Raw genomic sequence first — 26,304 nt, forward strand, 5'->3', positions numbered from 1 at the left:
AGCAGATAGAGTTGCCGTAGCGCATCGCGGGCATAGTGGCTTTCCAGATTGTCCTCTGGCCGGAACAGGCCCTGGCCACCGGTCTGCCTCTGGCCGCGGGTGATGGCGCCGAGCGTGTCGAGACGCCGCGCGATCGTCGAGAGGAAGCGCTTCTCGGCCTTCACTTTGGTCGAGATCGGCCGGAAGAGCGGCGGCCTCGCCTGGTTGGTGCGATGCGTTCGCCCCAGGCCCTGGATGGCGGTATCTGCCTTCCAGCCCGCCTCAAGCAGATAGTGTACACGCAGCCGCGTATTCCGGGCCGAGAGTTCGGCGTGGTATGATCGGCCCGTCCCCCCGGCGTCCGAGAACACCAGAATGCGCTTCTGGTTGTCCATGAAAGCCTGCGTCTCGGCGAGGTTGGCTGACCTGGCACGGTTTTCAACGACAAAGCGCTCGCCTTTGCGGACAATGCGGCGCGAGCGACCGGTGACCTCGGCCAGGATGTCCACCCCGAAATGCTGGACGATCTGGTCGAGCGCGCCGGGGACAGGCGTCAAGCTGGCGAGTTTGGCGATCAGCTCGTCGCGCCGGGCAACCGCCTCGCGGCTCTCGACGGGCTGGCCATCGCGGTAGACCGGGCGCGACGACAGATTGCCATCGGAGTCGGTGAAGGGCTCATAGAGCTGCACAGGGAAGGAATGGGCGAGATAGTCGAGGACGTATTCGCGCGGCGTGATGTCGACTCGGACGTCGTTCCATTCCTCGGTCGGCAGCTCGGCCAGCCGCCGTTCCATGAGCGCCTCGCCCGTCGAGACGATCTGGACAACGGCCGCATGGCCCTCCTCCAGATCGCGGGTGATGGAGCGGATCAGGGTCGGCGTCTTCATGCTGGTCAACAAATGACCGAAGAAGCGCTGCTTGGTGCTTTCAAAGGCGCTGCGCGCGGCCGACTTGGCCTGGGCATTGAGCGTGCCGGTGCTGCCGGTGATGTTGGCCGCCTGCATCGCCGCATCGAGATTGTTATGGATGACGCCGAAGGCCCCTGCGTACGCGTCATAGATGCGGACCTGTTCGGGCGTCAGCTCATGCTCGAGCAGTTCGTATTCGACGCCCTTGAAAGAGAGCGAGCGGGCCGTATAGAGGCCGAGTGCCCTGAGGTCGCGTGCCAGCACTTCCATCGCCGCCACGCCGCCGGCCTCGATCGCCTCGACGAACTCGGCGCGGGTCGAGAATGGAAAAAGCTCGCCGCCCCAGAGGCCGAGCCGCTGGGCATAGGCGAGATTGTGCACGGTGGTGGCGCCAGTCGCCGACACATAGACGATGCGGGCATTCGGCAGGGCGTGCTGTAGCCTCAGGCCGGCACGGCCTTGCTGGGAGGGAGCGGCGTCGCCGCGTTCGCCCTTGCCGCCACCGGCGTTTTGCATGGCGTGTGCCTCGTCGAAAATGATGACCCCATCGAAATCCGGACCCAACCATTCGACGATTTGTTTGACCCGGGAAACCTTCTCCCCGCGATCGTCGGAGCGCAGCGTGGCATAGGTGGTGAATAGGATGCCTTCCGCCAGCGTGACCGGCCTGCCCTGCGGGAAGCGGGAGAGCGGGGTGACCAGCAAGCGTTCCATGCCGAGCGCCGACCAGTCGCGCTGCGCATCCTCGATGAGCTTGTCGGACTTGGAGATCCAGATCGCCTTACTTCGGCCCTGCATCCAATTGTCTAGGATTACGGCGGCGGACTCGCGGCCCTTGCCTACACCCGTACCGTCGCCGATCATGAAGCCTTGCCGGAAGCGCACGGCACCCGCGGTGTCATCGGCTGCGGCGCTAACCACGTCAAAGGTGTGGTCGAGCGTCCAGGCGCCGGCGAGATACTCGGCGTGAGCCTCGCCGGCATAGATGACGGTCTCGAGCTGCGCGTCCGAGAGCAGGTCGAGAACGTTCCGAGGCAGGCGCGGCCGATAGCTAGGCTTGGGCGGCGCGACCGAGGCCATCGCCGCCGACTGCACGAGTTGCGTGGGATGCGCCTGCGCGCCGGGAATTCGGATCGCCTGAAGTCCGTAATCCTCATAGATCGCATCGCTGATATGACCGCCCTCGGCCGCCTGCCAGTCGACCACCTCATAGGTGAGCTCGACGGCCTCCGGGGCAGCCAACCAGGATCGCGGTGTTGGCCGCGCCGTGCGCGCTGGATAGGCGCGCACGGGGCGGGGTGCGACCGAAGAGGATGTGGGGATTGCGCCTGCGGGCATGATGACCGGCAGCCGCCGGCACATGCTCGCTGACCCATTCGAGCAGTGTCGCAGCATCCGGGGCGACGCCGAGAATGGCGGTGGAGAAGACTCCCGGGTCGTCAGCGGGCACACCGTCGAAAATGGTGAGCCGTGTCGCGTAGGTCGTGCCATGCTTGGCATAGACGGCGCCGTTGATCGCAGCGGAGAAGACGATGCGGCCACGTTCCTGCAGACGGGTAAAGGCGGGGGTCCAGGCCGCATGGTCCGGGGTGAAGTTCGCACCGGTGATCGTCACCAGCCGCCCGCCGGGGGCCAGTCGCGCCAGCGCCGAGGCAATGTGACGCCAGGCCGCATCGGCGATGCGGCCCTCGACATTGGCCATGACGGAGAAGGGTGGGTTCATCAGCACCACGCTCGGTACGGCCGCAGTATCGAGATGGTCGTCGATCTGGGCGGCATCGAAGCGGGTGACGGGAACGGCCGGAAAGAGGGAGGAGAGAAGTGCGGCTCGCGTTTCAGCCAGCTCGTTGAGCACGAGCGAGGCGCCGGCGATTTCGGCCAGGATGGCGAGCAGCCCGGTGCCGGCCGAAGGCTCCAGCACACGGTCGGCCGGCGTGATCGCCGCGGCCGTCGCCGCGACGAGGCCGAGCGGGATCGGCGTCGAAAACTGCTGGAAGGTCTGCGCATCCTCGGATCGCCGCGTATGCGTTGGCATGAGCCCGGCGATCTTCGACAACGCGGAAAGTCGTGCATCCGCAGATGCGGCTTTACGGAATAGCGGCTTTCCGTATTTGCCGAGGAACAGGATTGTGGCCGCCTCGCAGGCGTCATAGGCCTGTTTCCAGTTCCAGGCGCCGGCGGCATCGGAAGCGCCGAAGGCGGCTTCCATCGCCGCGCGCAACTTTGGTGCGTCGATGCGCTCGCCGCGTTCGAGATGAGGAAGCAACAGGCCAGCCGCAGCGAAGATGGCACCGGCGGCATTGGTTTCGGCGAGCGGCAGCGATACGACGGCGGGAGCCGCGGCGGCGGGCGAGATCATCTTCATGGTGTGAACCTCGGGAGAGCGGGGACAGGATCGAGCCGCGCGGCGCCCTCTCTGGACCGCGCGGATTCAAACCCATCCCGGCCCGCCTCTTCCTCTCAGGCGTCCGCCGAAGCCAAAATGAAACAAGCGCCCCGCCATGAGGTGGAGCGCTTGCCGTTATCAACCGACCTCGATCATATTCCGCTGTCAGGCCCCGACTTATGTAGGAAACCATTGGCGTCGTCTGGATCGGGCGGCAGGTAAGGCATCATAGGGATTGCCGTCGGCAAGATGACCGAACGGCGTGAACACGTAGTCCGCGCCCTCCTGCCCGACTGCGCAGATTGCATAACGCCGCTGCCCGGTCGCCGCGTCGACGCATTCCATTAGCGCGAGGTTGCCGTCGCCGGCGGCACGAAGCAGCGTCTGAAAGTTGCTGCGGGCGTGGTCGGGAATGATGGCAAGTCCTTCGCATCTCCGGATTCAACTGGATCGCGGGCGCCCGCGAAGATCGCTTCGCCGCGTGCGATCGCCCATTCGGCCTTGTCCAGCCATTCCGGCGGCGTCGGTCGGCGGGCCTTGGCATCGCCGACGACGACCTTGAGCAAGGCCAGCATGAGTTCGAATTGTGCGGCCTTGCGCTGCACCACTTCCCCGAAATCTGCAGGAACCGGAATGGCCTGTCCACGATAAGCGGCGCCGGCACCCTCCCAGATGCCGGTGACATGGGTTTCGACTTGCGGGTAAAGCGCGCGGGCGGTTTGGGGGTGCAGTCCGAGTACCGGATCAGCGAGCCCAGCGGGGCGTTGTCATAGACGATGTGGGCGGACATGGATGTCTCCTGAAACGAAAAGGCCCGACAGGGCGTCGGGCCATGAGGGTGAGGCGAAGGGGAACGGGGCGACCGGAGCCGCCCGTCGATGGGTGCTATTCGGCAGCGACCGCGTGAGCGATGGCCTCATCGGCTGCCTGCGAGTCGTCTTTGTCGTCGCCGGCGAGGAACTCGGGCAGGTCAGGTTCCTCGCCCTCGCCCGGCTGCGCTGCCTGCGCGTCATCGCCGCTGAGGCGCAGCGGTTCAGGCAGCCAGCCACTATTGGCAAGGAGGCGTTCGGCCTGCCTGGCCATGTCGACCTTCTTGAGATGGTCGATGAGCTTGGCAGCCTGGTCGCCGGCACCTTCTCGCACGGCTTCGAGAATGCGGGACTTAGTGACCCGGCCAAGATAATTATCGACCGTCGGACGCCAACCCGCATGCACCATGTCGAGCCCGGTGGCGTGGGAGAGCCGGTCGGCTTCGCGAAAGCGCTGCTCTAGCCCGTGCTGGGAAACGCCACTGCCATAGGGGTTAGGCCGCTCGAACAGCGCGTTGATCCCATAGCTGACGCAATGCGCCAGCAGTGTGTGCTGACTGGCTTCATCGAGACTGTCGAGCCAGGCCCACAGAGTCTGGTCGTCACCGAGCGGGATGTCGCCCTTCCACGCCTCGTGACGTTCGTCGATCGCCTTGGCCGAGGGGCTGTCTTTCAGCTCGGCGTCTTGCGTCGGCAGGTGGACATGTCGGACGATCGCCTCGAGGCAGCCGGTCGCGGATCGATGACCGAAGGTGTCAAGGACGAGCCGATGCAACAGCGCCGTGATCGCCACATGCTGGTTCTCGGCCACGGCATTGCGCAGCGCCAACGTGCGATGCGCGGTGAGCTCGATCACCAGGCGTTCGGGCAGCGGCTTGATGGAGTCGCCGTCATCCTCATCGGGCTCGGACGTTTGCGCGCCGATGGTGATGGTGGCGCGGCGAACCGAAGGATTGTCCCTGCCCTCCTCGCTCTCGGTCGCACCGTCGGTCTCGGCGGCGTTGTCGTCGACCGCCTGCATCGCTTCGTCCTCGGGGCGCACATATCCGCGATCGACGACCAGGTCACCGTCACGGTCAATGCTGATGAAGGCACCGGCGCGGCCGATATCGGCGGCATCGTAGTTCATCGGGCGGCTCTCGAAGGCCTCAAGTGCAGTCTCGATCTGGCCGAGGCGCCGATCGACCTCGTCGGGGAGTTCGTCGGATTCGCCATACTCGGCTTCCAGCCGATCGTACTCCGCGCGCAGGGCTTCGCGTTCCGCCCGCTCCGCGTCGGTCAGATCGACGGGGGTGCCTGCCAGTGCCCGCAGACCGTGATTATGGCCATAAGGCAGATCGACATCGATCACGATCCACTTCCAGCCCTCCGCCGCGATCTCGTCGGCGATCGACTTCAGCTTGTGGCCGACCAGGCGGTCGAGCAGCGCCGGATCCTGCAACCAACCACCATTGTCAGACTCGAAGAGGTCGCGCAGCACCACGCCTGCAGCAGCGACATACGCTTCGACACCAACGAACAGCGCCCGGCGATCGTTTGCACGCACAGTGGTCTCCGTCAGCAAGCGCCGAATCTGCTGCGGCTCCTTCGACCAAGAGTTTTCGAGCGCCTCCCAGATCTGCTCCTGGCGGGCGTGATCGTCGGTCACGGTAAAGGCCATGAGTTGCTCGAGCTTCATGCCATCCTGCTCGTAGACCTCGTGTAGCTTGGGCGAAACTTTTGCGAGCCGCAGGCGCTGCTGGACAAAGGTAGCGGACACGAAGAAGCGTGCCGCAATCTCCTCGTGGCTCGCGCCCTGGTCGTGAAGGGTCTGGAAGGCGCGAAACATGTCGAGCGGATGTAGATCTTCGCGCTGAAAATTCTCGGCCAGCGAATCCTCCTCGATCGGGATCGCGCTATGGGCATCGGTGACGACGCACGGAACGGGCTCGGTCTTGACCATGCGCTTCTGCTTGACCAGCAGTTCCAGCGCGCGATAGCGGCGCCCGCCGGCCGGCACCTCGAACATGCCGGTCTCGTTGCCCTCGCCATTCAACACTGGCCGGACGTTGAGGCTCTGGAGAAGGCCACGCCGTGCGATCGAGGCGGCGAGGTCCTCGATCGTTTCCCCGCGCTTGATGCGCCGGACATTGGATTGGCTCAGCATCAGCTTGTTGAAGGGGATGTCGCGCGAAGCGTTGAGGGTGATTTTCTGCTTGACGGTAGCCATGGGGATTATCTCCGAGACGGGCGGCGAGACTCTCTCGACCTCCAAACCCGTCAAAAAAGACGAGCGCAGCCCTCTCACTCTGAGGACTACGCCGCACTCGGAAAATCCGGGGGTACAGGGCCGCAGACACGACTTTGCGCATCTGCGGCTGTACGGATTTCAGGCTGAGATCTCACGCGCCGTCGCGACCAGACGGGGCGGCGTGGTAGAGGACGCGTTCGGCGTCGCGAAGGCTTCCGGCCCGGCGGGCGGCCTCCGCCCAGACCGAAATCGGCAGGTCGGTGGCAAAGAGGATGTCGCGCTCGATGCCCATGCCAAAGGGCAGCCGGATCGACGTCATCTCGAGCAGCGAGAAACTGCCCAGCTCGGGATAGCCGAGATCGGCGAGACCGAACATGGCGTCGCCATCGGCATCCAGTTCGGTCGCGAGCCAGGTTCCTTCGCCGAGCGGGTTGAAGAGCTTCACCACCGGCACGTGATCGGCGTTGCGCTCGCGGCCATTGGCGAGCAGGCGCTCGCGCAGTTCGTCGGTGAGGAGGATCATGCCGCCCTCCTGTCGATCTCGGCCTCATCGACCTCGGCCGGGCCTACCTTGGCTGCACCGTCAGGTCGCGGCAGGAAGGCGAGCAGCCAGTCGGCCGCCTTGCTGGCCTGGGAGGCGGCACGAACGATGGCGCGGTTGTCTTCGCGCAGGACATCGAGCCAGGAGGCCAGGTAGTCGGCGTGGCGCACGGTCGGCACGATTCCAAGCGAGGCGCAGCAGAAGGCTGCGTTCATCTCGGCGACCAGTTCCTCGAAAGCATATCTCTTGGTGCCGAAGGCGCCGCCGAGGTCACGGCCGACGCGGGAGGCGTGGCCGGTCGCATGCCCAAGCTCGTGCAAGGCGGTGCGGTGCCAGTCGATGGTCTCGAAATAGGCCTGCGGGGGCGGCACCCGCACGTAGTCCTGCGCCGGCACATAATAGGCACTGCTGCCACCGATGCGGAAATCGATACCTGTCGCCTTGATCAGCGCCTCGACGGCCGGCTCGATCAGTCCGGGCTCTGGCGCAGGCGGAGCCGCGGCCAGATCGTCGGGCAGATTTTCGCATTGCCCGATGTTGAACACGGTGAAGCGCTTCAGGAACGGTATCGCCTGAGCTGCCTCGCCGGTTTCTCGCGCCCGATTTTTCTCGTCGTCAGGGACGAAGCGGTCAGCATAGACGACGGTGGTGCCGCGTTCGCCCTGACGGACATGACCGCCCAGCGATAGCGCCTGGCGAAAAGTCAGCCAGCTCTGGACGGGGAAGCCATGCTCGACGACCGCGCCCCACAGGATCAGCACGTTGATCCCGGAATAGGCGCGGCCGGTGGCGGCATTGGCCGGTATGGTGAGGGGAGCTTTCGTCGCTGTCGTACCCCAGGGCTGCACCCAGGGGAAGCGGCCGGCTTCCAACTCGGCGATGATCTTGTTGGTGATATCGTCATAAAGGCTTGCCCGGTCGGCGCCGGCGCGAGCGTAATGTCTGGACATCGCGGTTCTCCGCGACGGGCGCCGGAGGCCTCTCCTCCAGCCCTCAACCCGTCACGGCAAAGCCGGTCCCCACTCTCACTCTGGGGGGCGCTGCGGGGTCTCCCCGCAGAAGGGGGCGCGTCGGCAACGAAAGTGCCGACCAGGGGGAAGGCTTTTCACCACGAGATCGAAATGACTGTAACGCAGGTTCCCCGGCTTTCCGGCTCGACGCTTGTTGCGCCTCGCCGCCTGGCCTCCCGACCACGAATCCAGTCTCGTTCGTACTGCCCAGGCATCGCGGCCAGAGGAAGCGCAGCGATCAGACTGCCTTGGCGTCCCCTGGCGTGCCCTTCACCGTCGAAAAGCCCACCCACCTTGCTGCAGCGGGCACAAGGTAAGCGAGCGGCGGAAGTGATTGTTGCCGTTTGCCTGCCTAGCAATCCGCACTATCTGAAGTACTCGTCAGATGACGGACGTGCGGGGCAGCCATGTGCAACGACTACGAGCAGCATATCGCCTGGGCAGAATATTGCCGGATGATGCAATCGCTGGCGCTCGACATTCCCACCCATCAAACTGAACTGGATCTGCCGCAGGCGGATGACATCCGCATCAGTGACCCCGCCCCGATCATGCGCGCCGCCGGCGACACGATCGAACTGACGCGCATGACGTTTGCCTTTCCACCCTCCGGGCCTAAAGGCGGGCCAATCTTCAACTTCCGCTCGGACGGGCGGAATTTCTCCAACAGCAAGCGCTGCCTTATACCGGCATCGGCTTTCTTCGAATTCACCGGAAAGAAGTCTCCAAAGGCGAAGCATCGCTTCACCCTCAACGGCGCCCCGTTCATGGGGATCGCGGGACTATGGCGCGATGGCGAAGGCAACAAACCACCCACATTCGTAATGCTGACGACGGAACCGGGACCAGATGTCGTGCCGATCCACAATCGCCAGGTTGTCGTTCTCCGACCAGAGGACTGGGCGGCATGGATCCATCTCACAAAACCCGAGCCCGAGCTGTTGAGGGCCCTGCCCGCCGGTTCGTTGGCGGTCGAAACCGTTCGAGCAGGAACCGGCTGAAAGTTCAGCCTGATCTGGCCGTTGAGGTACCCATTGGCTAAACACGGGAAGAAGACAAAGGCGCTAGCGCGCAAGAGCGTCGGGAAACGCAAGGCACCGGGGCTTAAGGCATTGGCGCGAGCAGGTATAAGGTTGCTTCACAAATTCGGGCCTCGCCAGGCGGATCCGAAGACATCAGACAAAAGCACAACATCATCACCCGCGCTAAGTGCCGAATGGCCACTATCACCAGCGGCGACGCTTGGCTCGTCGGTCCGCACGAAGGGAATTGAACGTGAATTACGGGCCCAACTGCCGTGGGCAGTGAGGAAATTTGTCAAAGCCGAAACGGGACGCATCGTGTTGCGGATGCCGGAATCTGAGGCACGCGAGTTCGAGGCCGTCTCGGCGAAAGTCTCGAAGACAGTTGAGGAGATCGAAGTGTTGCCCGTGCTTCCCCGCGAGGCGGAGGATGTCCTGACGATCTCTTCGCGAGAGCGTCACAAGTGGCTCAAAGACGGAAGGCTGCAAAGCATAGGCACGCGCACGGTGAAGATGCGCGGACGGTCAAAGGCCGTCACTTTCCACGTCTTCGACCCTCGGCACATCGAGGACGTCCTCGATCGTGACCTGGCGGTCGTATGGCGGGAGGAGGATGCGCAAGAGGTCGCCGACAACAGAAGGCGTGGTGCAGCCAAAGCCGTCCTGACGCGTGCGGGAAAGGTCAACGCAGCCGCTGTAAGGAAAGCCCGAAAGCCAGATGACCCACGTCCAAGTTTGCAGGACTGGGAAGCTTTCGAGGATGAGGGACTGCTGCGCTAGAGTCGGCGCCAATGAAATCGTTGACCTGACGGGTTCAGCTACCGATCTCGCTCCCTTGCAAAGCCGCCATTCCGGCGGGTTTTTGCTTTCGGGACGGGCTATCGCAGACGACCACGAGGGGACCCAAAGCAGCACGTGTGTGTGCCGATGGACCCGACCGTACCGGCCATTCTTGCTATCAAGCAATTCGCACACGTCACCTATTTGAAATCCCGTGTCTTCACCTTGATCTGGTCGATGTGGAGATAGGGATCGATGATGTTGCGCGGCCGCGGCCCCTTCGGCAGCCCGCGCGGGTCGGGCGTCGGACTACCGTGATGAAACTCGTCACCGCGACCATGCGGCAGCGGGAAGGCAGTATCCCGGTCGCCAACGCTGGCCAGATCGGCCGAGAGATCGCTCAGCCGATGAGCCACGAGGTGGGCCACCTCGCCTTCCCGCTGAATGCGCCCATAGACGCCGATCATGCCGGCGCCGAGAACTACCCTGCGATATTTTTCGAAGACTTTTACCCACACCACCAGATTGGCGATCCCGGTTTCATCCTCGATGGTGATGAACATGACGCCCTTGGCTGAGCCCGGCCGCTGTCGGACCAGCACCAGGCCAGCCGCCTCCAGCCATTGCCCGTCGCGCCCCAGCATGGCCTGCCGGCACGGGACGATGCGCTTGCGCCGCAGATCTGCACGCAAGAAGGACACGGGATGATCGCGCAGGGTCAGCCCGACATGGCCATAGTCTTCAACAACCTCGCTCCCTGATGTCATGGCACGCAGCGTAACGCTGGGCTCGTGGATCTCTGGCACCGACCGATGTTCACGAGCGGAAGCGGCGGCAAACAGCGGCAGGGGTTCGTCGCGCAGCGCCTTGATCGCCCACAGGGCCTCACGCCGCGCCAGCGATAGGGATGGTTGGAATGCGTCAGCATGAGCAACCTCGACCAGCGAGGCAGCGGGAACACCAGCGCGATGCCAGAGGTCGTCGACCGTAGTAAAGGGCTGGTCGGCACGTGCGGTGATGATGGTCGCAGCGTCGGCATTAGCTAGACCACGGACCATGCGTAGGCCGAGGCGAACGGCGAAACGAGCCTCATCCGCAGTGGGCTCGAGCGTACAATCCCAGCGTGATGCGTTGACGCAGACCGGCCGCACCTCGACACCATGGTCACGCGCGTCGCGAACGATCTGCGCCGGCGCGTAGAACCCCATCGGCTGGGCATTCAGGAGGGCAGCGCAAAAGACATCGGGGTGATGGCATTTCAGCCAGGAGGACGCGTAGGCGATCAGCGCGAAGCTTGCCGCATGGCTTTCGGGAAAGCCATAACTGCCGAAGCCCTCCAGCTGCTTGAAGGTCTTTTCGGCGAATTCGCGCTCATAGCCGTTCTTCACCATGCCGCCGATCAGCTTGGCGCCGAAGCTGGAGACACCGCCTGTGTGTTTGAACGTCGCCATCGCGCGGCGCAGCTGGTCGGCCTCGCCTGGGGTGAAGCCGGCGCATTCTATCGCCACCCGCATCGCCTGCTCCTGGAACAGCGGCACGCCCAGCGTTTTTCCCAGCACCTTTTCGAGTTCGGGTTTTGGATAGACGACGTCTTCCTTGCCTTCGCGCCGGCGCAGATAGGGATGCACCATGTCGCCCTGGATTGGTCCTGGTCGCACGATCGCGACCTCGATGACGAGGTCATAGAAGGTGCGCGGCCTGATGCGCGGCAGCATCGACATCTGGGCGCGGGATTCGATCTGGAACGTGCCCAGCGTATCGGCCTTGCGGATCATTGCATAGGTGCGCGGATCCTCAGCCGGGATCGTGGCGAGATCCAGATTGATCCCCTTGTGTTGCGATAAAAGGTCGAAGCCTCGTTTCATGCAGGACAGCATGCCGAGCGCGAGCACGTCGACCTTCATGAACTTCAGCGCGTCGATGTCATCCTTGTCCCATTCGATGACCTGACGATCCTTCATCGCGGCCGGCTCGATAGGCACCAGATCGTCGAGCCTGTCACGGGTCAGCACGAAGCCACCGGGGTGTTGTGACAGGTGGCGCGGCGCGCCGATCAGTTGCCTGGCGAGGCCAAGGGCCAGGCGTAGCCGGCGATCGCCGAGATTGAGGTTCAGTTCCTCGGCGTGCTTGGGCTGAACGCCCTCGTCCGACCAGCCCCAGACCTGCGACGACAGCATCTTGGTCAGATCTTCGGGCAGACCCAATGCTTTGCCGACATCACGCAGAGCGCCTTTCGAGCGATAGCGGATGACGGTCGAGCACAAGGCCGCGTGTTCGCGGCCATAGGTGTCAAACACCCATTGCATGACGATTTCGCGCCGCTCATGTTCGAAATCGACATCGATGTCGGGCGGCTCGCGGCGCTCTTCCGAGACGAAGCGTTCGAACAGAAGATCGTTGCGATCAGGATCGATCGAGGTGATGCCCAGCACATAGCAAACGGCGCTGTTGGCGGCCGAGCCCCTGCCCTGGCATAGAATGTCCTGGCTGCGGGCAAAGCGAACGATCGAATTGACCGTCAGGAAATATGGCGCGTATTGCAGCTTTTCGATGAGTTCCAATTCATGTTTGAGCGTGCCAACGACCTTGTCGGGCACGCCCTCGGGAAAGCGCTCTGCCGCGCCTTCCCATGTGAGTTTCTCCAAGGCCTGCTGCGGCGTCAGTCCAGGCAGCATGCGCTCCTCGGGATATTGATAGGCAAGCTCTTCCAGAGAAAACCGGCAGCGCTCGACAATCTCGAGCGTGCGCGCAAGCGCCTCGGGGTAGCGACCAAAAAGCCGCGCCATTTCGGCCGCCGGTTTCAGGTAGCGGTCGGCATGCCGCTCGCGCCGAAACCCGGCATCGTCGATGGTGACATTGTGCCGGATGCAGGTCACGACGTCCTGCAGGATGCGCCGTGACGGCTCGTGAAACAGGACATCGTTGGTAACGACCGTTGGCACGCCGGCCTGACCGGCGAGGCTGGACAGATCGTAAAGCCGCAGCGCATCGTTTGGACGGCGACGCAGAGTCAGCGCCATGTAAGCCCTATCGCCAAACGCCTGGCGCATTCGCCGCAGCCACATCGAGGATGTGTCGTCGGCCTGATCGGGGATGAAAACGGCAATAAGGCCTTCGCCATAGGCGACAACATCGGCCCAGTGCAGCACGCATTTTGCCTTGCCGCCACGCTTCTTGCCCAGCGACAGCAAGCGGCATAGCCGCGAGTAGGAAGCGCGGTCGGTTGGATAGACCAAGATGGAAATCTCTTCGACCAGATCCAACCGGCAGCCGACGATCAGCCTTACACCGGTTCCCTTCGCCGCTAAATGGGCGCGGACGATTCCGGCCAGGCTGTTGCGATCGCAGATAGCAAGCGCTCGCATGTCCATGATGGCGGCCTGCGCGAACAATTCCTCGCAGGAGCTGGCGCCGCGCAGGAAGGAGAAATGCGACGTGCATTGCAACTCGATATAAGGTGCGCTCATCCGAAGATGCCGTGTAGGAACCAGCGATGGGAGCCGGTCCCGGCATCCTCCCCATCGCCGGCGCGATAAATCCAGAACCGTTCGCCCGCTTCGTCCTCGACCTGGAAATAGTCGCGCACGGCGGCAAGCTCGCCGTCACGCTTCCACCACTCGCCAAAAACCCGCTCCGGGCCATCAGCGCGCTTCACCCGTCGACGGATGCCTCTCCAGGTGAAGCTTGCGGGTGGATGATCCGGCAGCAGTGCTATCGCCTCGATCAGCTCAGGCACGGCAAACAAACGCGCCGGACGCGGCCAATGGTCAGGCCATGCGTCGCCGGTTTCAACCGACGCGGGTGCCACGCGCCGAACAGACCGTTCGGGCACGTCGCTGGCGACCGGGGCAAACCTGTAGAGCTTTTCCTCGCCGACACGATTGCCGAGTATGTCGATCAGATCCGACATGTCGGCGTCCTGTTGCTCGATGAGCGACGAAATGGTCTGCCTGGGCGTCAGCGGTTCAGCCAAGGGCGCGGACAAACGCATCAACTCGATGCCGAAGCCCGGGTCGATTTTCTCGATCTTGTCGCAGATGAGACGCGTCAACCGCTTCACATCTCGGACTGGCAAGGCTGTGCCGACGCGAATGGCTTCGATCCGGTTGTCGACGCGGTAGAGCAGCAGGTCAAGCCGCCGCGCGCCGAGGCCCTTGGCCTCCAGCTCGAGACAAAGCGCTTGAACAAGCTTGCCGACATAGCGCGCGATTGTCTCGGCCGCACCGATGGGTTCGCCAAAGGCACGCTTGACCTCGATCACATCAGCCGGCCGGACCGGCTCTATCGGCTCGGCAAGGCGCCCCGTCGCCTGGTCAAGGCGGCGACCCAGTTCCGGTCCGAAGCGCAGGGTCAGCGGCGCGCGCGGCTGCTTCAAAAGCTCGCCTACCCTGTCGAAGCCCAAGACACGCAGACCGCTGACCATTGCATCGGGCAAGCGCAGCGCCGGGATAGGGAGCGAAAGGATTGCATCATAGGTAGCGTTCACGGCAACCACGCTGACGGTCTGCCTGACGTATCGCGCAACGGCGTGTGCGGCACCCCAGCTGTCCGCAACTGCTGCCCGCGCCAAGATGCCGGCCTGGCTGAGACGCTTGACCATATCGATCAGCATCAACTTCTCGCCGCCGTGAAGATGATCGGCGCCCGTGGTGTCCATGACCAATCCGTCCGAAGGATCTGTCGCGACGATCGGCGCGTACCGCCGCAATGCCCATAGCGCCAGCCGCTCTAATGCCTCCGCGTCGGCATCGGGTTCGGCATCCATGACCGCCAGCCCCTGGACCAATGCCTGCGCCTTCGTTGCAGGCATTCCGACGCGCAAACCGGCTTCCACTGCGGCGCGATCGACCGCGGTCACCAGGCGACGATTGCCGTGCCGCCCCACTGTCACCAACGGCTTATCCGATGGCGGCGAGACGTCGCCCAATTTCCTTCTGAGCCGGTCGGTCGGCCAGCTTGGAAGGAAGAGCGAGACGACCCTTGGCATCACAAGCCTCCACTTCGATATCGAGCGTTTCCCCTCCACGGGATCTGATCAATTCAAGTTGCCATCGTGCCCGGCCAACACCCGGAGCGGGGAGCGGCCGCGATGGCAAAACAGAAACCCGCCAGCGGCTGACGGAGGCTGTCGGCTGGCCGAAATCGGCAGCTTCGGTCTGGCGGCGCCAACGGCGGATTGCGATGCCCATCGCTCCCGACGCTTCTGACGCAAGCTGCAAGCGTCGCGAAGCCGTCATCGACAAACGCGCAACCTCAGCGACCACAGCCCCAAGTCCGACATGCCGCAGGCCTTCCTCGAAGCAGGCGAGCAAGGATTTGTCGTCGCCGGCTTCGACATAGATCACCCGATCAGGGTGAAGTCCGACCTGTGCGATTGCCGGCGCAAACAGATCCTGGCGCGTCACACACCACAGCACCTTGCCTTGCGTCCTGGCCGCAATGCCTGCAGCAAAAAGCGATGCAGCAGCGCCATCGATTGCACCATTGCCGCCACCGGCCACCTCATGAAGAGCACCAAGCGCCACCCCGCCCCCAGGCAGATGGCTGTCGATTGAAGCGACACCGAAGGGAAGCACCGCTCGTTCGCGCGTGCTTCCTCCTTCGAGACGCGCAATGCGATCTCGGAGATCGGAAATGGCAGCAGTCGGCGTCGATGCACTCATCTGTCCTCTGAACGCGAAATGCTGATGGCATGTTCCTTATTTGTTCTCTTCCTGACAAAGAGTCAATGGGACGTGAGGTCGGCGGGAAGATCGGATATCGGTGTTCGAGCATCCCCGTACATCGGTTCCCGGGAACCCAATTTGTGCACGGACATTGCTTGGTGACAGGAGATGTTCATGCCGAAGTTCCGCTTTGAGACCACAGAGTTCGACCAGACCACAACATTCGAGGAAGAGTTGGCGAGTCCCGATTTGGCTAGCCCGCGAGCAATCGAAAAGGCCCACGCGGCGCTTGTTGCGGGTGCTCCCACCGGTCTCGACCAATCCGGATCGGTCACAAGGGTCTACGACGAAGCCGGCTATCTGGTCGCCACAGTCAACTTTTCAGACGTGGTGCTCGACAGCTCCCAGCAGCAGCCAATCAGCGATGCGCCGACAGAGGAGCCCGGTGTTATGCGGTCGGGCTGACTGCGCTGGCCATCCAACTTTGAACCAACCGTCACACCGAGTGCGATTTCCCGAGAGTGTCCAATGCCCATTATCACTGGAATCGCTTTTACCTTGCTGATTTTGTTCGTTGTCCTGTTCATGACGCACGCCGCGCGTGACTTGCAGAGCTCCCCGGCGTTCTATCGCTTGAGGCGCCGGCTGCGTTACTAGGTCGTGGAAACGAAGTTCAGAGATTCGATGTAGACTCAAAGGTCGCGGTTCCGCGGGCCGCTGAATGGGTCGAAGACCCCTTCTCGATGTAAACCCTCGGTCGGCCCTCTAAAGAAAGACGGCGTATAAGCCGCAGTCCTGCGCGCGTCCGCAACAGCGGACAATTGTCGCGCGCGGGACGGAGGAAATTCGCCCCCGCCGCGGGCGGTGAACGGGACAGCCGTAGGAGCGTCAGCATAGCGCCGGCCGCAGGACGGGACGCGGGACCGACTGTCCCCGTCCGCGGCGGTCCGCATGAAGCATCGGCCTTGGATGAAGTCGTCTTGGAAATTAAACGAGTACTGCCCAGTATGCCATCCTATTGAAAAAAGTAAGCTATTTCCCCGTGGTCCGCGGTCTATTGACACTTATGTTCTTATTTTGTTCACTGCTGGGAGGACTGGTAAAAGGAGGCGAACCATGGAACTTCGCTTAAACATTGAAGGTGCAGCGCCCGAGGAACTGGCACGCGGCGTCGCGGCGGCCGAAGCAGTCTTCGCGCAGGCCGGCATTACGGCTTTGCAAGGCGCGGAAGGTTTGTTCGCGTTGGAAGGGTGGGATATCAAAGGCTTTCCAGAAGACGACCAGCCAACCGAGCGCGAGGACCAGGCTGCTTCGGTCTGGATGGAAGCCGACGAGGCCGCGACGGCTGCATGTTGCGCGGGCTGGCCGGAGGACAAAGTTCCGCGCCATCAGATCATGGAACTGATCGACATTCCCCGAACGAGATTGCAAGCCGAGGCGCTCCCGGATACGTGGCCGGCGCGCAAGCAGCTCTATCCAGACGTCGTCAAACGGCTGGAGGTCACAGCTGGCCCGGACCGCCAGATCGATTTCGACATTGCCTTCGTTCTTGGCTGGGTGCCCGAGCGACCGACGCTGGATCGGGTTGAGCCGCTTTCGGAAGACGGCGACCGTATCCCCTTCTTCACCAGCGACCTTGCCCAGGTTGAAGAAATGGCTCGCAAGGCGCTTAAGGACTGGACGATCGATATTGACCGGGATCCCTATGATGCCCACGTTTTCGACCCGGCAGCCAGTGAAGACGGTGACGGATTGCGCATGGCGGCGTGGCGCGATTTCAATGGCTCCCTGCTTATGGAGAAGCCGCCTGCAAATCCTGCAATCGCACTGACCCTGGCGATGATGCGCGGCCAGTCGATGCATTTCGAATAGTGGTGAACGGGTTAGATGGCCTCCATCGTCTATCGATCGTGCTTGGCCACTCCAGATCGCACGGCCGTGGCAGAACGGCTGACAAGCCCACACCGCATCTGAGGAGAGAGACCATGTCAGAAAAACCACACTATATGCCGACCGGCGTTGGAATGGGCATGATAAGCGACGACGAGACGAAGGTCGGCGTTCTGATATTTGAAACGGCGCAAGGTAACTTCGACTTCGCCGTAAATTTGCAGGCAGTCGATGTCCTCACCAAGGCAATCAATAAGATCGAGATGCATCTCCGCTCCGGCAGGACGCACTGAGTGTCCGACGATGTGCCAGATCAGAAAAAGCCGAAGCTGATCGTTGTCATGGCGTTCGACCGCGGTGAGGATGGCGACCTCTTCACCGCATACGGCCCGACCGACCAGCAAAGCGAGGACCGCGCGATCCGCACGGCAAAGGCGCTGGCTTCAAACCACGTCGGTGTCATAGCATGGAGCCGCGAGGCCGACCCGGGGCTTGGCGACTATGGGCCGCCGACGGTGCTGTTCACCAATGGCGAAGTGCCGGACATGGAGTGAAGGATGATCGATCCGCCCAGGTACCAGGATGACCATGACTACGCAGACCGCGCGCTAGACTGCCAGGAGGCCATGGAGCCCGGCTTTCAGGCAATCATCGATTGCATGCTGGAAGTGGGCTGGACCCGGGGTGAGACATTGCGGGCGCTGAAGCGGCTCATTGCCGCCGACAACATGACCCAGAAAGAGAATGCCAAGACGGAAGCCGAACTCGCGATCGCGCGTGCTATGGTACGGGCCGGCAAGCCGCTTTAGGCGACCGGGGAGAGCAGCCAGCGAGCTGCACGTCGCATGTGGTTTCCGCTGGCCGCCTTCGCAACCGGCGCGCTGATTACCGGCGTCGTGGCAAACCAGGACTCAGGCGGCAGTTCGCACGACCGGGATGCGCTGAGCATTACAGGTCCTGCAGATCTTCCGACAACAGCTGGCAGCCGAACAGCGGCCCTCGCCAGCAGTGCAACTACTGACGATTTTTCCGCAACGACCCAAAAGTCCGCGCCGGCGACGTCGCGGATTTTTGTCGCTCGCCAGGGGGAATCTGACAGCCGGCTGCGCGGGCCGTTTCATGGCCTTCGCGCCAAATTTCGAGACGTCGGCGGCCTGCTTTTCCGGCGGGTTGAGCGGTGGCGACGTTGGACCGGAGCAACGTCGTTCACGCGGATTCCCTTGTCTGTCAGGTTGCCAGATAGCACCCTGGCGAAGGCGTGGATTCCGCTCTTCGTCATGATCAGTACCTTGGAGTCGTCGAAGCCGGTTGCCGAACCACTGTTGACGATCGCCGGGCCGCGACAGGGTCGATCCCGCCATCTCCCGGTTGGTTTGGCTTTCAAGCTTCTTGCTGAATTCAGTCGACTCCGCCGAACCCGCGGCAGAGGGAACGATTTGAAAGAAAACTCGTTTGCCCTGACCCGAAACAGGATAAACGACATGGTCGCGCCACGTGCTGTCTGGAAGGGCTTTTTGAAGGTTGGATCGGTGACTTGCGGAGTGAAGATTGTCGGCGCCACCAGCGAGGCATCCAAGATCCACTTCAAAATCTTGAATCGCAAGGACGGTCTTCCTGTCAAAAGCGTCTATGCCGACGAGAAGACAGGAAAGACGGTCGACGCAGAAGACCAGGTCAAGGGGTTCGAGGTCGAGAAGGATGAATTCCTTCAGATCGAGCCCACGGATATCAAGGCGCTTAAGCTCACCTCGGATCACACGCTCGAAGTAGGTGAGTTTGTTGCGATCAGCGAGATCGACACCCGCTATCTCGAGAAGCCCTACTACCTCATTCCCGCCGACGGCGCGGCCGTCGAAGCCTACGGTGTGGTCCGCGACGCGATGAAGAACAAGGGCGTCGCAGCACGGTCGTGCATCGTGCTCTATCAGCGCGGCCGGGAAGTTGTGATCCAACCCTATGGCAAGGGCATGGTGATGACCGAGCTGCGAAACCACAACGAGATGGTCGCCGAGGACAGTGTTTTTGAGGGCTTGACCAAGTCGAAGTACGATCCCGAGTTGCTGGAAATCGCCGGCATGCTCATCGACAAGAAGGTGACCACTTTCGATCCCTCGAAATTCGAGGACACCTACGAAGATGCGCTGATTGCCATGATCGACGCGAAGCGCAAGGGCCAGGCGCCACCAAAGGCGGCTCCCAAGCCGAAAGAGAACGTTATCAACCTGGCTGAGGTGCTTAAGAAGAGCCTCAAGCAGGAGGGGCTAGCGACACCCAAAAAGAGCGAGCCGAAGCGCAAGAGCGCGTAGGCCAACGAGCACCGTGTCGATGGAGGAGAAGTTTGTGACCCAATTGACTGTCGAGCAATGCCGGGCGGCGCGGGCTCTGCTGGATTGGTCACAAGCCAGGCTTAGCGCCAAAGCGCAGGTCAGCGAGGGGACGGTTCGGGACTTCGAGAAAGGGAAGCGCATTCCGGCCGCCGGCATGATTGTCGCGATGCGATCGGCGCTCGAACTGGCGGGGGTTGCCTTTCTAAGTGATGGCGAGACGATCCATGGCGGACCCGGCGTGCGACTCAAAAACTCAACGGTCTCGGGCACGCGTATCCACGATGGCGAAGCGGGAATTACTCAGAACAGCGAAATGTAAGCCGTCAACAAAGTCGAACCGCGCTGCCGTTAGCGCTGATCGTTGTACGACTCTTTCGTTTGTCCAACCATCTTCGCCAGTTCCGAAAACGGTGGAATGTCGGCCTCGCCCTGGGCATTGTTCGCGATCTGCAAAAGCCGAATCGGGAAGCAGATGGCGGCGATTGGCCGGCGACATATCCTCATATGTCCGCTCATCGCCCGTCACATTGGCCTCGGCCTTTCGCAGCGCGATGTCGATGTCGTCTTTGAAAGCAGGCCTTTGTGGACCAGCAGACCTTCGAGCTGAAGGTTGGCGACGTTCATGGCCGAGAGCTCTTTACCTGGCCTAGTGGGTTCTGCCCGTCCGACTGATGCGTCTTGTCATCGACTTCGTCCACAGGCCGCGTCAATCCAACCCCGTCCTTGGGCTTCTTGTTGCTCGCCGCATCCTGGGAGAATGCATCGGAAGGGTCAGCGCCAGTCCTGGCCGGATACTTCGTCGCACCTGTTTCGCGATGGTTTTCGTTTCCAGACATTTTCATTGCTCCTGTGTGATCATCGATAACAGGCCTGCACCCTGCGGGTTCCGCGCTGCATGGAACATTCCTGGCGGCCGGTCGTTGGCCAGCAAAGGAGATGACTGGATGGCCAAGATCAAAAACCTCAACGCTGCAATTGCCAAGGAACCAGAGGCAGCCGGTGTGGAAATCCAGCGTAAAAACCCTGGCACCAATGACTCCGGCCAGGCGCCAGCCAGCCCCAAGACGGCAGGCGCTCCGCCCAAACGTACGAGCGCTTTGGCGGACCCCTTCACGGCCAGACGAAGCGACGCACATCCGGTGGCCGGCAAGACACCGCGCCCAGTTGACAGACCGGGAGAATAGTCATGCCGCCCAAACCAGAACCGAACGAAGAACCGCCCGTGGATGCACCAAGCTGGACCCCAGATGTGCGCGAGCCTGACCCTGACCTCTTGCCGGACGATGCCCGTCCCCAACCCCGACGAGAACCGAGGCCCTCCAAAGCGAGCTCTGACATGAGCGAAGATGATATTCGCAGAGGTGGGTGCCTCTGTGGTGCGGTTCGCTTTTCGGTCACAGGCGCTCCGCTTCGTGTTGGCCTTTGCCATTGTCAGGATTGCCGCCGCTCGAGCGGCAGCGCGTTCAACTTCTTCGGTATTTGGGCGCGGTCGAATTATCAGGGCACTGGCGACCTACGGGCGTTCAATGGCAGAAGCTTTTGCCCCAATTGCGGATCGCGCATCGCCTCATTGCGGGACGACGAGGCGGAGATCATGCTGGGCGCTCTGGACCTCGCCCCGAGCGACATCATTCCAGGCTATGAACTCTGGATCGGCCGGCGCGAGCCTTGGCTGATGGATCTGCAATGGGCAGAGCAATTCCAACATGATCAAGAGACCGAAACCCCCGACTCGGCTTGAGCCGCCGGACACATCTGCTCTCGCGGTCCGCTCTCTCGATCTTAGCGTTCCCGTCAATGACATTGACGGGTGTTCCGCGATATTTCGCGGCGGATTACACGATTTCTGGGTAGGGTGACTGTCGAATGTGTTGCCGTTCTGCCGGGTACGGGAACCGCGCCTCTCGACGCTCGTTACTTCCGTGCTGCGCAGACCAACGGCCCGACAAAGCTTGCATGCGCGGCCGTACGCTGTTCATCGATTTCTCAGGACATCATGATGACCCAGAACGACACCGAACTGACCGCCCGTCTTGCGCGCGAACATGGCATCTCCGAAGGCGCTGTCACCGCTGTTCTAGACGCTTTGCGGCGTGGCGGCGGGACCATGGCCCAGTTCAGCCATGTCGACTTCGGAGGCATGTCGCAATGGTCTTCCGGCATGACGATGGTCGGCGACATGTTCAACGGCAGCCTCAAGGCGAAGCTCAACGCTATCGCGGGCGAGCTGTCCGCCTACCTCCGCGATCATCCAGCCGAGGGGCGCAACGACGATACGAATGTGAGCTATCGCTCGGCTGGTTTGGCAACCGCCGGCTCGTGGTGGCCTGACGAGTTTGGAAGCCCGTCTGCCGCTGGCTCCCAGAACCATATGCGCTACGCGGCGTTTAACGAGAAGCGCCGTCTGGTCATCGACGATCATGGAAATACGATAATCTACGATACCGGAGATCATCGCATATCTGGTGTTTCACAGAGCCAGAGCACGGACACGACCCTGACCTTCGTCAGCCAGCACGGCGTGGTCCGCGTCTCTGATCTCCAGCGCGTCGATGCTGCTTAGGTCAGGCCCGCAATTACGCAAACAGTAACGCTCATTGGCGCATGGGCAGCGCAGTAACCGGAGGACTCCACAATGACGCAATCGACACCGATGCCACCTAACCCAATGGTTGAGCAGCCTGCCAGCGAGGTTTTTCGGACCATCAACGGGGGAGAGCTCCCGCTGTCTAAATCCGGTCAGCAGCAGGCGGTGCAACCTCAGCACTCACCGAAGGCAGCAAGCGGGTATGAGAACTTTCGGTGACGCCGCGAGTCACTGCAGCGGAATTTGGCTCGGCGGATTCAGGAATGGATAGTCCCAGGCGGATTGACGCGCTGATCGATTAGCGCCGCCGCCGGAGCCAGTGGGTCGTTGCGAGAATCACGGAGGCCCAGCCTCACTACGAAAGGGATCAAGAAGCGAACACTGGGCAGTCGAGCGCATAGGCTAAGGTTTGAGCGCAACGCGCGCTACAGACCGCGTGCCGATTTCATGTTTTCAGCATCTGTTCGAAGGTGCACTGCTTGGGATTCTTGTCGGGGCGCCATCGCAGAAATTTGGTACCGTGCCGGAAGCGATCATTCGTGACGTGATCGAAGCGAACTTCGACCACCAATTCGGGGTGAACCGGTTCCCACTCCCCACTCCTCTCGGTGCTCCAGCGGCTTGGGCCGCCCGGAGCCTTGCCGGTAAAACCAGGAGGCGACCGCAAAGCCTCGAGTTGTCGGGTCAGCTGCGGTCGATCCTCCCGCGCGATTGTCGACGTGAACCCCACATGGTCGAGCTTGCCCTGGTTATTGTAGAGACCCAGCAGTAAGGAACCGACCTCACGCGCATTTGCCAGATAGCGAAAGCCGCCGACCACGCAATCGGCTGTACGCAGCCGTTTGACCTTGAGCATGGCGCGTTCGCCGGGCCGATATTCGTCGTCGACAAGCTTGGCGACAACGCCGTCCGTCGAACCGTGACCGGATGCGCCAAGCCACTTCGTTGCTATCGCCAAATCCCGAGTACAAGGAGACAGTTCGATATCGGCATGACCAGCCGATTCTACGAACAGTTCCAGAGCTTGGCGCCTTTCGGACAGCGGCTGGTCCATCACGTTGAAGTCCGCCCTAGCCAGCATATCAAACAAGATCAATCTGGCGGGGGTTTCGACAGACAGCTTTCGAACCCTGCTTTCCGCTGGATGCAATCGCATCTGCAGCGCATCGAAGGAGAGCGCGCCATTCACCTCGATGACGATCTCACCGTCGACCACGAAATCAGTGGCCCTCAGAACACGCAGCATCGAGACGACTTCCGGAAAGTACCTGCCGAGCGGCTTGCCGGACTTTGCCCTCAGGTCGACCTCATCGCCAGCTTTGAAGGCAAGGCAGCGGAAGCCGTCCCATTTGGGTTCGTACTGCCATTGGCCAGCGCCGTCAGGCAACGTGGCGGCAGCCTTTGCCTCCATCGGTTCCGTGTCCAATGGGACGGCGAAAGACGGTTTTGCATGTTTCGATGTCATGCCGCTAGCTTTGCTGAACCGAGCCGTTTGATCGCGCTCGCGATAGACCTTTCGCCATCGTCGTAGTCGGCCCAGGCAACCGTCTTCTTCAGCAACCCCGGCACGGTGCGGACTGTGTATTTTTTCGGGTCGAGATCCGCCTTCACCTGGCTCCAGGTCAGTGGCATGGAAACAGTTGCACCTTCTCTGGCACGCGGTGACAGGGGTGCAACGGCCGTCGCCATGCGATCATTGCGGAGGTAGTCGAGAAAGATCCGGGACGTCCGCAACTTCTTGGCCATGTTGACGAGGTAGAGATCCGGACGGTCCGCCGCCATTTGCACGCACACTGCCTTCGCGAAGGCCTTGGCCTCGGGCCAGTTCGTTTTGCTGCGCTGGCCTGCCAGCGGCGTCACAACGTGTAGTCCCTTGCCGCCCGTGGTCTTGCAAAAGCTGACCAGCCCCAAATCTTCGAGACGGTCGCGCATCTCCTTGGCGGCCGCGACAACTTCGCCAAAGGAAACCTCCGGACCGGGATCCAGGTCGAAAACCAGCCTGCCGGGAACCTCGGGATGAGCGGGGTGGCAATTCCAGGGGTGCAGTTCCAAGCCGCCGATCTGAGCGATCGCAGCCAGGCCCTCGACGCGGTCGATCTGCAGATAAGGCTTGTGGTCGCCGAAGACTTTCACCAGTTCCAGCAGATTGGACGTGCCAGGCATGGCGTGGCGCTGGAAGAACTGCTCGCCGGCGTAACCGTCCGGCGCGCGCACTAGTGAACAGGGGCGGCCGTTGAGATGCTTGATCATCCAAGGGCCAACGGCCTCAAAGTATTCCGCGAGGTCGAGCTTGGTGACTGGCTTCCCACCATCACCGGCATTCGGCCAAAGCGGCTTGTCAGGTTTCGAGATAATGACGCCCATGACGATTGGGGTTTTTCCGGTCCGGCCGGACCCTCTGGCAGGTTCGGCAATCTGCGTCTCTTGTGGATTGGCGGGACGCTCCGCCTCTACCTCCTTTGCCGGCTTGTCTTCGCGAAGGCCCTTGAAGGCCGCCTGCCTGACATTGCCGCCGCCGGTCCAGCCGGCGAACTCGATTTCCGCAACCAGTTGCGGCTTCGTCCAAAAGACGGTTGAATCGTTTTTCGGTGCGCCATCGCCTGTAAACGGCGACTTGGCCGCCATCATCTCCTTCAGCCTCGGCAGCAGTTGCCTGACCTTTGCCTCGCTGTACCCGGTCCCGACACGGCCGATATAGGCGAAATGTTCGCCCCTGTTGACGCCGACCAGCAATGAGCGGAATTTTCCGTTGGTCGTCGACCAGCCGCCGATAACAACCTCATGCCCGGCGCGGCATTTCGACTTTGCCCAGGTGTCGGTTCTGCCAGAGACGTAGGGTGCGTCAGCTTTTTTGGAGATAATGCCTTCGAGTTCAAGTCGGCAGGCAGACTGCAGCACAGCGTCACCGCCATTGGTGAAGTGCTCGACATAGCGGATGAGGTTCTCCTCACCGCGCTCAACCTCGCCGATCATCTCGCTTAGCCTTACCTTGCGTTCCGAGAGCGGCAGCTTTCGCAGATCGACACCGTCCGAAAACAGCAAATCAAATGCAAAGAAGATCAGCTCTTTTGTCCGGCGCTCCGACAACGCCGCTTGCAAGGCGGCGAAATCCGGTGCGCCATTTTCGCCGAGCGCCACGATCTCACCATCCACGATAGCGTTGGGAAGGCTGGCCGCCTCTTTTGCAATGGCGCCGAACTTCTCCGTCCAGTCCAGGCCTTTTCTGGTCTTCAACGTGGCGACGCCATCTTCGACCCGCAGCTGGACGCGATAGCCATCGAACTTGATTTCGTGAACCCAGTTTGTTCCTACAGGCGGCCGGGAGAGCGTCGCGCAAAGCTGTGGTGCGATGAAGTCGGGCATCTTGACCGCTTCAGCACGAACGGCGCGTTTCGGACGTGGCGATGCTTTCGGCGACGGCTTTGGCGATGCCTTTGACGACTTTGCGCGTTCCTCAGCGGCGAGGCCGCGATTGCTGTCCCACACGGCGTCCGCATCGGGCACCGATGAGCCTTGCATCATGAACGGCTTCGGGCCGGCCCCCTTCCCGGCAGCAATCTTTTCCATGCTCCGGCCCGAGGCGACGGACCGGTCCTGCGTCAGCACTGCGTCGCCATTGCCATCAGTCGCGTATTTGTCGCGGTGCTTGATCAAAAGCCAGTTGGTTCGCTTTCCGCCATTGCGGTCGTGCTTCATGCGCACGAGAACGAAACTTCCATGCAGGCGCTTGCCGTCAAGCGTGAATTTCAGATCGCCTTTCTCCAAGGCTTGTTCAGGAGACATAGCGCCTTCTGGCTCCCAATATCCACGGTCCCACAGCTGGACGGTGCCGCCACCATATTGCCCTTTGGGGATCGTGCCTTCGAAGTCGCCGTAGTCCAGCGGATGGTCCTCAACCTCTACCGCAAGGCGTTTATCCTGAGGATCGAGCGAAGGACCTTTGGTGACGGCCCAGGACTTGAAGACACCGTCGAGCTCAAGGCGAAGGTCGTAGTGGAGCCGTGTGGCTGCGTGTTTCTGGATTACAAACCGTAGCCGGTTTGATTTCGCGATCAAACGCTCGCCGCTGGGTTCTTTCGTTTTGGTGAAATCGCGTTTGGCCCGATAGGTATTTAGCTCGCCCTTTGTCATGGAAATGCCCCGGCTGATGACGCAACGCGACTCAACGC

At 62.0% G+C, this 26,304-nt stretch carries 22 protein-coding genes and 3 pseudogenes; 13 read left to right on the forward strand and 12 right to left on the reverse strand.

Annotated elements, in window-relative coordinates; genetic code table 11:
- The 6 genes and pseudogenes from FJ967_RS21145 to FJ967_RS21170 all read right to left on the reverse strand — a co-directional run.
- Window positions 1–3,252: pseudogene (locus tag FJ967_RS21145) on the reverse strand (strawberry notch-like NTP hydrolase domain-containing protein); the annotation flags it as partial.
- Between the two features lie 173 nt (window positions 3,253–3,425).
- Window positions 3,426–3,690, reverse strand: a pseudogene (locus tag FJ967_RS33755) (DUF6117 family protein).
- Window positions 3,618–3,878 (reverse strand): hypothetical protein, encoded by a 261-nt coding sequence (locus FJ967_RS33455; protein ID WP_181176053.1) that lies wholly within the window; start codon window positions 3,876–3,878, stop codon window positions 3,618–3,620. Before FJ967_RS33455 ends, FJ967_RS33755 begins: the two are co-directional and overlap by 73 nt.
- Before the next feature lie 280 nt (window positions 3,879–4,158).
- Window positions 4,159–6,291: a ParB/RepB/Spo0J family partition protein gene (locus FJ967_RS21160; RefSeq protein ID WP_140733770.1), complete on the reverse strand. Its 2,133-nt coding sequence runs from the start codon at window positions 6,289–6,291 to the stop codon at window positions 4,159–4,161.
- Between the two features lie 172 nt (window positions 6,292–6,463).
- Window positions 6,464–6,835 carry a DUF2958 domain-containing protein gene (locus tag FJ967_RS21165; RefSeq protein WP_140733771.1) on the reverse strand — a complete coding sequence of 124 codons (372 nt, stop codon included), beginning with the start codon at window positions 6,833–6,835 and terminating at the stop codon, window positions 6,464–6,466.
- Window positions 6,832–7,803, reverse strand: a complete 972-nt coding sequence (locus FJ967_RS21170) for a zincin-like metallopeptidase domain-containing protein (RefSeq protein ID WP_140733772.1) — start codon at window positions 7,801–7,803, stop codon at window positions 6,832–6,834. The genes FJ967_RS21165 and FJ967_RS21170 overlap by 4 nt, the downstream gene beginning before the upstream one ends.
- Before the next feature lie 467 nt (window positions 7,804–8,270).
- Between FJ967_RS21170 and FJ967_RS21175 the strand changes: the two genes are divergently transcribed.
- Together FJ967_RS21175 and FJ967_RS21180 are read left to right on the forward strand one after the other, a co-directional pair.
- Window positions 8,271–8,864, forward strand: a complete 594-nt coding sequence (locus FJ967_RS21175) for an SOS response-associated peptidase family protein (protein WP_140733773.1) — start codon at window positions 8,271–8,273, stop codon at window positions 8,862–8,864.
- Window positions 8,865–8,996: 132 nt separating this feature from the next.
- Window positions 8,997–9,665, forward strand: a complete 669-nt coding sequence (locus tag FJ967_RS21180; RefSeq protein WP_246675333.1) for a hypothetical protein — start codon at window positions 8,997–8,999, stop codon at window positions 9,663–9,665.
- Between the two features lie 200 nt (window positions 9,666–9,865).
- Here FJ967_RS21180 and FJ967_RS21185 read toward each other — a convergent pair whose 3' ends face one another.
- The 3 genes from FJ967_RS21185 to FJ967_RS21195 are packed head-to-tail and all read right to left on the reverse strand — an operon-like array spanning window position 9,866 to window position 15,328.
- Window positions 9,866–13,132, reverse strand: coding sequence for an error-prone DNA polymerase (locus FJ967_RS21185; protein WP_140733774.1), 3,267 nt, complete (start codon window positions 13,130–13,132; stop codon window positions 9,866–9,868).
- A complete protein-coding gene (locus tag FJ967_RS21190; RefSeq protein WP_140733775.1) occupies window positions 13,129–14,652 on the reverse strand; it encodes a DUF6504 family protein in 1,524 nt (507 codons plus the stop codon). Before FJ967_RS21190 ends, FJ967_RS21185 begins: the two co-directional genes overlap by 4 nt.
- Window positions 14,564–15,328 carry an ImuA family protein gene (locus FJ967_RS21195; protein WP_140733776.1) on the reverse strand — a complete coding sequence of 255 codons (765 nt, stop codon included), beginning with the start codon at window positions 15,326–15,328 and terminating at the stop codon, window positions 14,564–14,566. The genes FJ967_RS21190 and FJ967_RS21195 overlap by 89 nt, the downstream gene beginning before the upstream one ends.
- A 177-nt stretch (window positions 15,329–15,505) precedes the next feature.
- Between FJ967_RS21195 and FJ967_RS21200 the strand changes: the two genes are divergently transcribed.
- The 8 genes from FJ967_RS21200 to FJ967_RS21240 all read left to right on the forward strand — a co-directional run bounded on the left by FJ967_RS21200 (window position 15,506) and on the right by FJ967_RS21240 (window position 19,867).
- Window positions 15,506–15,796 carry a hypothetical protein gene (locus FJ967_RS21200; RefSeq protein WP_140733777.1) on the forward strand — a complete coding sequence of 97 codons (291 nt, stop codon included), beginning with the start codon at window positions 15,506–15,508 and terminating at the stop codon, window positions 15,794–15,796.
- A gap of 651 nt (window positions 15,797–16,447) precedes the next feature.
- On the forward strand, window positions 16,448–17,203 hold the full coding sequence (locus tag FJ967_RS21205) for a hypothetical protein (protein ID WP_140733778.1): 756 nt from the start codon (window positions 16,448–16,450) through the stop codon (window positions 17,201–17,203).
- A gap of 113 nt (window positions 17,204–17,316) precedes the next feature.
- Window positions 17,317–17,514: a hypothetical protein gene (locus FJ967_RS21210; protein ID WP_140733779.1), complete on the forward strand. Its 198-nt coding sequence runs from the start codon at window positions 17,317–17,319 to the stop codon at window positions 17,512–17,514.
- Window positions 17,515–17,775 (forward strand): hypothetical protein, encoded by a 261-nt coding sequence (locus FJ967_RS21215; RefSeq protein ID WP_181176055.1) that lies wholly within the window; start codon window positions 17,515–17,517, stop codon window positions 17,773–17,775.
- 3 nt (window positions 17,776–17,778) lie between these two features.
- Window positions 17,779–18,030: a hypothetical protein gene (locus FJ967_RS21220; RefSeq protein WP_140733780.1), complete on the forward strand. Its 252-nt coding sequence runs from the start codon at window positions 17,779–17,781 to the stop codon at window positions 18,028–18,030.
- Window positions 18,031–18,068: 38 nt separating this feature from the next.
- On the forward strand, window positions 18,069–18,242 hold the full coding sequence (locus FJ967_RS21225; protein ID WP_246675334.1) for a BA14K family protein: 174 nt from the start codon (window positions 18,069–18,071) through the stop codon (window positions 18,240–18,242).
- A gap of 460 nt (window positions 18,243–18,702) precedes the next feature.
- Window positions 18,703–19,527, forward strand: a complete 825-nt coding sequence (locus tag FJ967_RS21235) for a Ku protein (protein WP_140733781.1) — start codon at window positions 18,703–18,705, stop codon at window positions 19,525–19,527.
- Between the two features lie 19 nt (window positions 19,528–19,546).
- The gene (locus tag FJ967_RS21240) at window positions 19,547–19,867 is read left to right on the forward strand and encodes a helix-turn-helix transcriptional regulator (protein ID WP_140733782.1); all 321 of its coding nucleotides are present in this window, start codon (window positions 19,547–19,549) and stop codon (window positions 19,865–19,867) included.
- A gap of 29 nt (window positions 19,868–19,896) precedes the next feature.
- Here the strand turns inward: FJ967_RS21240 and FJ967_RS33765 are convergent.
- Window positions 19,897–20,172 (reverse strand): annotated as a pseudogene (locus FJ967_RS33765) (hypothetical protein).
- Between the two features lie 320 nt (window positions 20,173–20,492).
- Here FJ967_RS33765 and FJ967_RS21250 point away from each other — a divergent pair.
- The 3 genes from FJ967_RS21250 to FJ967_RS21260 all read left to right on the forward strand — a co-directional run bounded on the left by FJ967_RS21250 (window position 20,493) and on the right by FJ967_RS21260 (window position 22,111).
- Window positions 20,493–20,732: a hypothetical protein gene (locus FJ967_RS21250; protein WP_140733783.1), complete on the forward strand. Its 240-nt coding sequence runs from the start codon at window positions 20,493–20,495 to the stop codon at window positions 20,730–20,732.
- Window positions 20,733–20,884: 152 nt separating this feature from the next.
- The gene (locus FJ967_RS21255) at window positions 20,885–21,289 is read left to right on the forward strand and encodes a GFA family protein (protein WP_140733784.1); all 405 of its coding nucleotides are present in this window, start codon (window positions 20,885–20,887) and stop codon (window positions 21,287–21,289) included.
- A 258-nt stretch (window positions 21,290–21,547) separates the two neighbouring features.
- Window positions 21,548–22,111 carry a hypothetical protein gene (locus tag FJ967_RS21260; RefSeq protein ID WP_246675335.1) on the forward strand — a complete coding sequence of 188 codons (564 nt, stop codon included), beginning with the start codon at window positions 21,548–21,550 and terminating at the stop codon, window positions 22,109–22,111.
- A gap of 469 nt (window positions 22,112–22,580) precedes the next feature.
- On the opposite strand, the gene FJ967_RS21265 is transcribed toward FJ967_RS21260, so the two are convergent.
- Both FJ967_RS21265 and ligD read right to left on the reverse strand, forming a co-directional pair.
- Complete coding sequence (locus FJ967_RS21265) at window positions 22,581–23,600, reverse strand: ATP-dependent DNA ligase (protein ID WP_140733786.1); 1,020 nt, start codon at window positions 23,598–23,600, stop codon at window positions 22,581–22,583.
- The gene (ligD, locus tag FJ967_RS21270) at window positions 23,597–26,266 is read right to left on the reverse strand and encodes a DNA ligase D (protein WP_140733915.1); all 2,670 of its coding nucleotides are present in this window, start codon (window positions 26,264–26,266) and stop codon (window positions 23,597–23,599) included. Before ligD ends, FJ967_RS21265 begins: the two co-directional genes overlap by 4 nt.
- Between the last annotated feature and the right edge of the window lie 38 nt (window positions 26,267–26,304).

It is taken from the genome of Mesorhizobium sp. B2-3-4 (genome assembly GCF_006442315.1).
Lineage (GTDB): Bacteria > Pseudomonadota > Alphaproteobacteria > Rhizobiales > Rhizobiaceae > Mesorhizobium.

Excerpts from the sequence above, each read along its gene's own strand:
- FJ967_RS21210 (WP_140733779.1), top strand. The coding sequence starts at position 17,317 with ATGTCAGAAAAACCACACTATATGCCGACCGGCGTTGGAATGGGCATG.
- FJ967_RS21250 (WP_140733783.1), top strand. The coding sequence starts at position 20,493 with ATGGCCAAGATCAAAAACCTCAACGCTGCAATTGCCAAGGAACCAGAG.
- FJ967_RS21220 (WP_140733780.1), top strand. The coding sequence starts at position 17,779 with ATGATCGATCCGCCCAGGTACCAGGATGACCATGACTACGCAGACCGC.
- FJ967_RS21165 (WP_140733771.1), bottom strand. The coding sequence starts at position 6,835 with ATGATCCTCCTCACCGACGAACTGCGCGAGCGCCTGCTCGCCAATGGC.
- FJ967_RS21200 (WP_140733777.1), top strand. The coding sequence starts at position 15,506 with ATGCCGAAGTTCCGCTTTGAGACCACAGAGTTCGACCAGACCACAACA.
- FJ967_RS21190 (WP_140733775.1), bottom strand. The coding sequence starts at position 14,652 with ATGCCAAGGGTCGTCTCGCTCTTCCTTCCAAGCTGGCCGACCGACCGG.
- FJ967_RS21195 (WP_140733776.1), bottom strand. The coding sequence starts at position 15,328 with ATGAGTGCATCGACGCCGACTGCTGCCATTTCCGATCTCCGAGATCGC.
- ligD (WP_140733915.1), bottom strand. The coding sequence starts at position 26,266 with ATGACAAAGGGCGAGCTAAATACCTATCGGGCCAAACGCGATTTCACC.
- FJ967_RS21260 (WP_246675335.1), top strand. The coding sequence starts at position 21,548 with ATGACCCAGAACGACACCGAACTGACCGCCCGTCTTGCGCGCGAACAT.
- FJ967_RS21265 (WP_140733786.1), bottom strand. The coding sequence starts at position 23,600 with ATGACATCGAAACATGCAAAACCGTCTTTCGCCGTCCCATTGGACACG.
- FJ967_RS21160 (WP_140733770.1), bottom strand. The coding sequence starts at position 6,291 with ATGGCTACCGTCAAGCAGAAAATCACCCTCAACGCTTCGCGCGACATC.
- FJ967_RS21240 (WP_140733782.1), top strand. The coding sequence starts at position 19,547 with ATGGAGGAGAAGTTTGTGACCCAATTGACTGTCGAGCAATGCCGGGCG.
- FJ967_RS21185 (WP_140733774.1), bottom strand. The coding sequence starts at position 13,132 with ATGAGCGCACCTTATATCGAGTTGCAATGCACGTCGCATTTCTCCTTC.
- FJ967_RS21175 (WP_140733773.1), top strand. The coding sequence starts at position 8,271 with ATGTGCAACGACTACGAGCAGCATATCGCCTGGGCAGAATATTGCCGG.
- FJ967_RS21205 (WP_140733778.1), top strand. The coding sequence starts at position 16,448 with ATGGAACTTCGCTTAAACATTGAAGGTGCAGCGCCCGAGGAACTGGCA.
- FJ967_RS21235 (WP_140733781.1), top strand. The coding sequence starts at position 18,703 with ATGGTCGCGCCACGTGCTGTCTGGAAGGGCTTTTTGAAGGTTGGATCG.
- FJ967_RS21170 (WP_140733772.1), bottom strand. The coding sequence starts at position 7,803 with ATGTCCAGACATTACGCTCGCGCCGGCGCCGACCGGGCAAGCCTTTAT.
- FJ967_RS21255 (WP_140733784.1), top strand. The coding sequence starts at position 20,885 with ATGAGCGAAGATGATATTCGCAGAGGTGGGTGCCTCTGTGGTGCGGTT.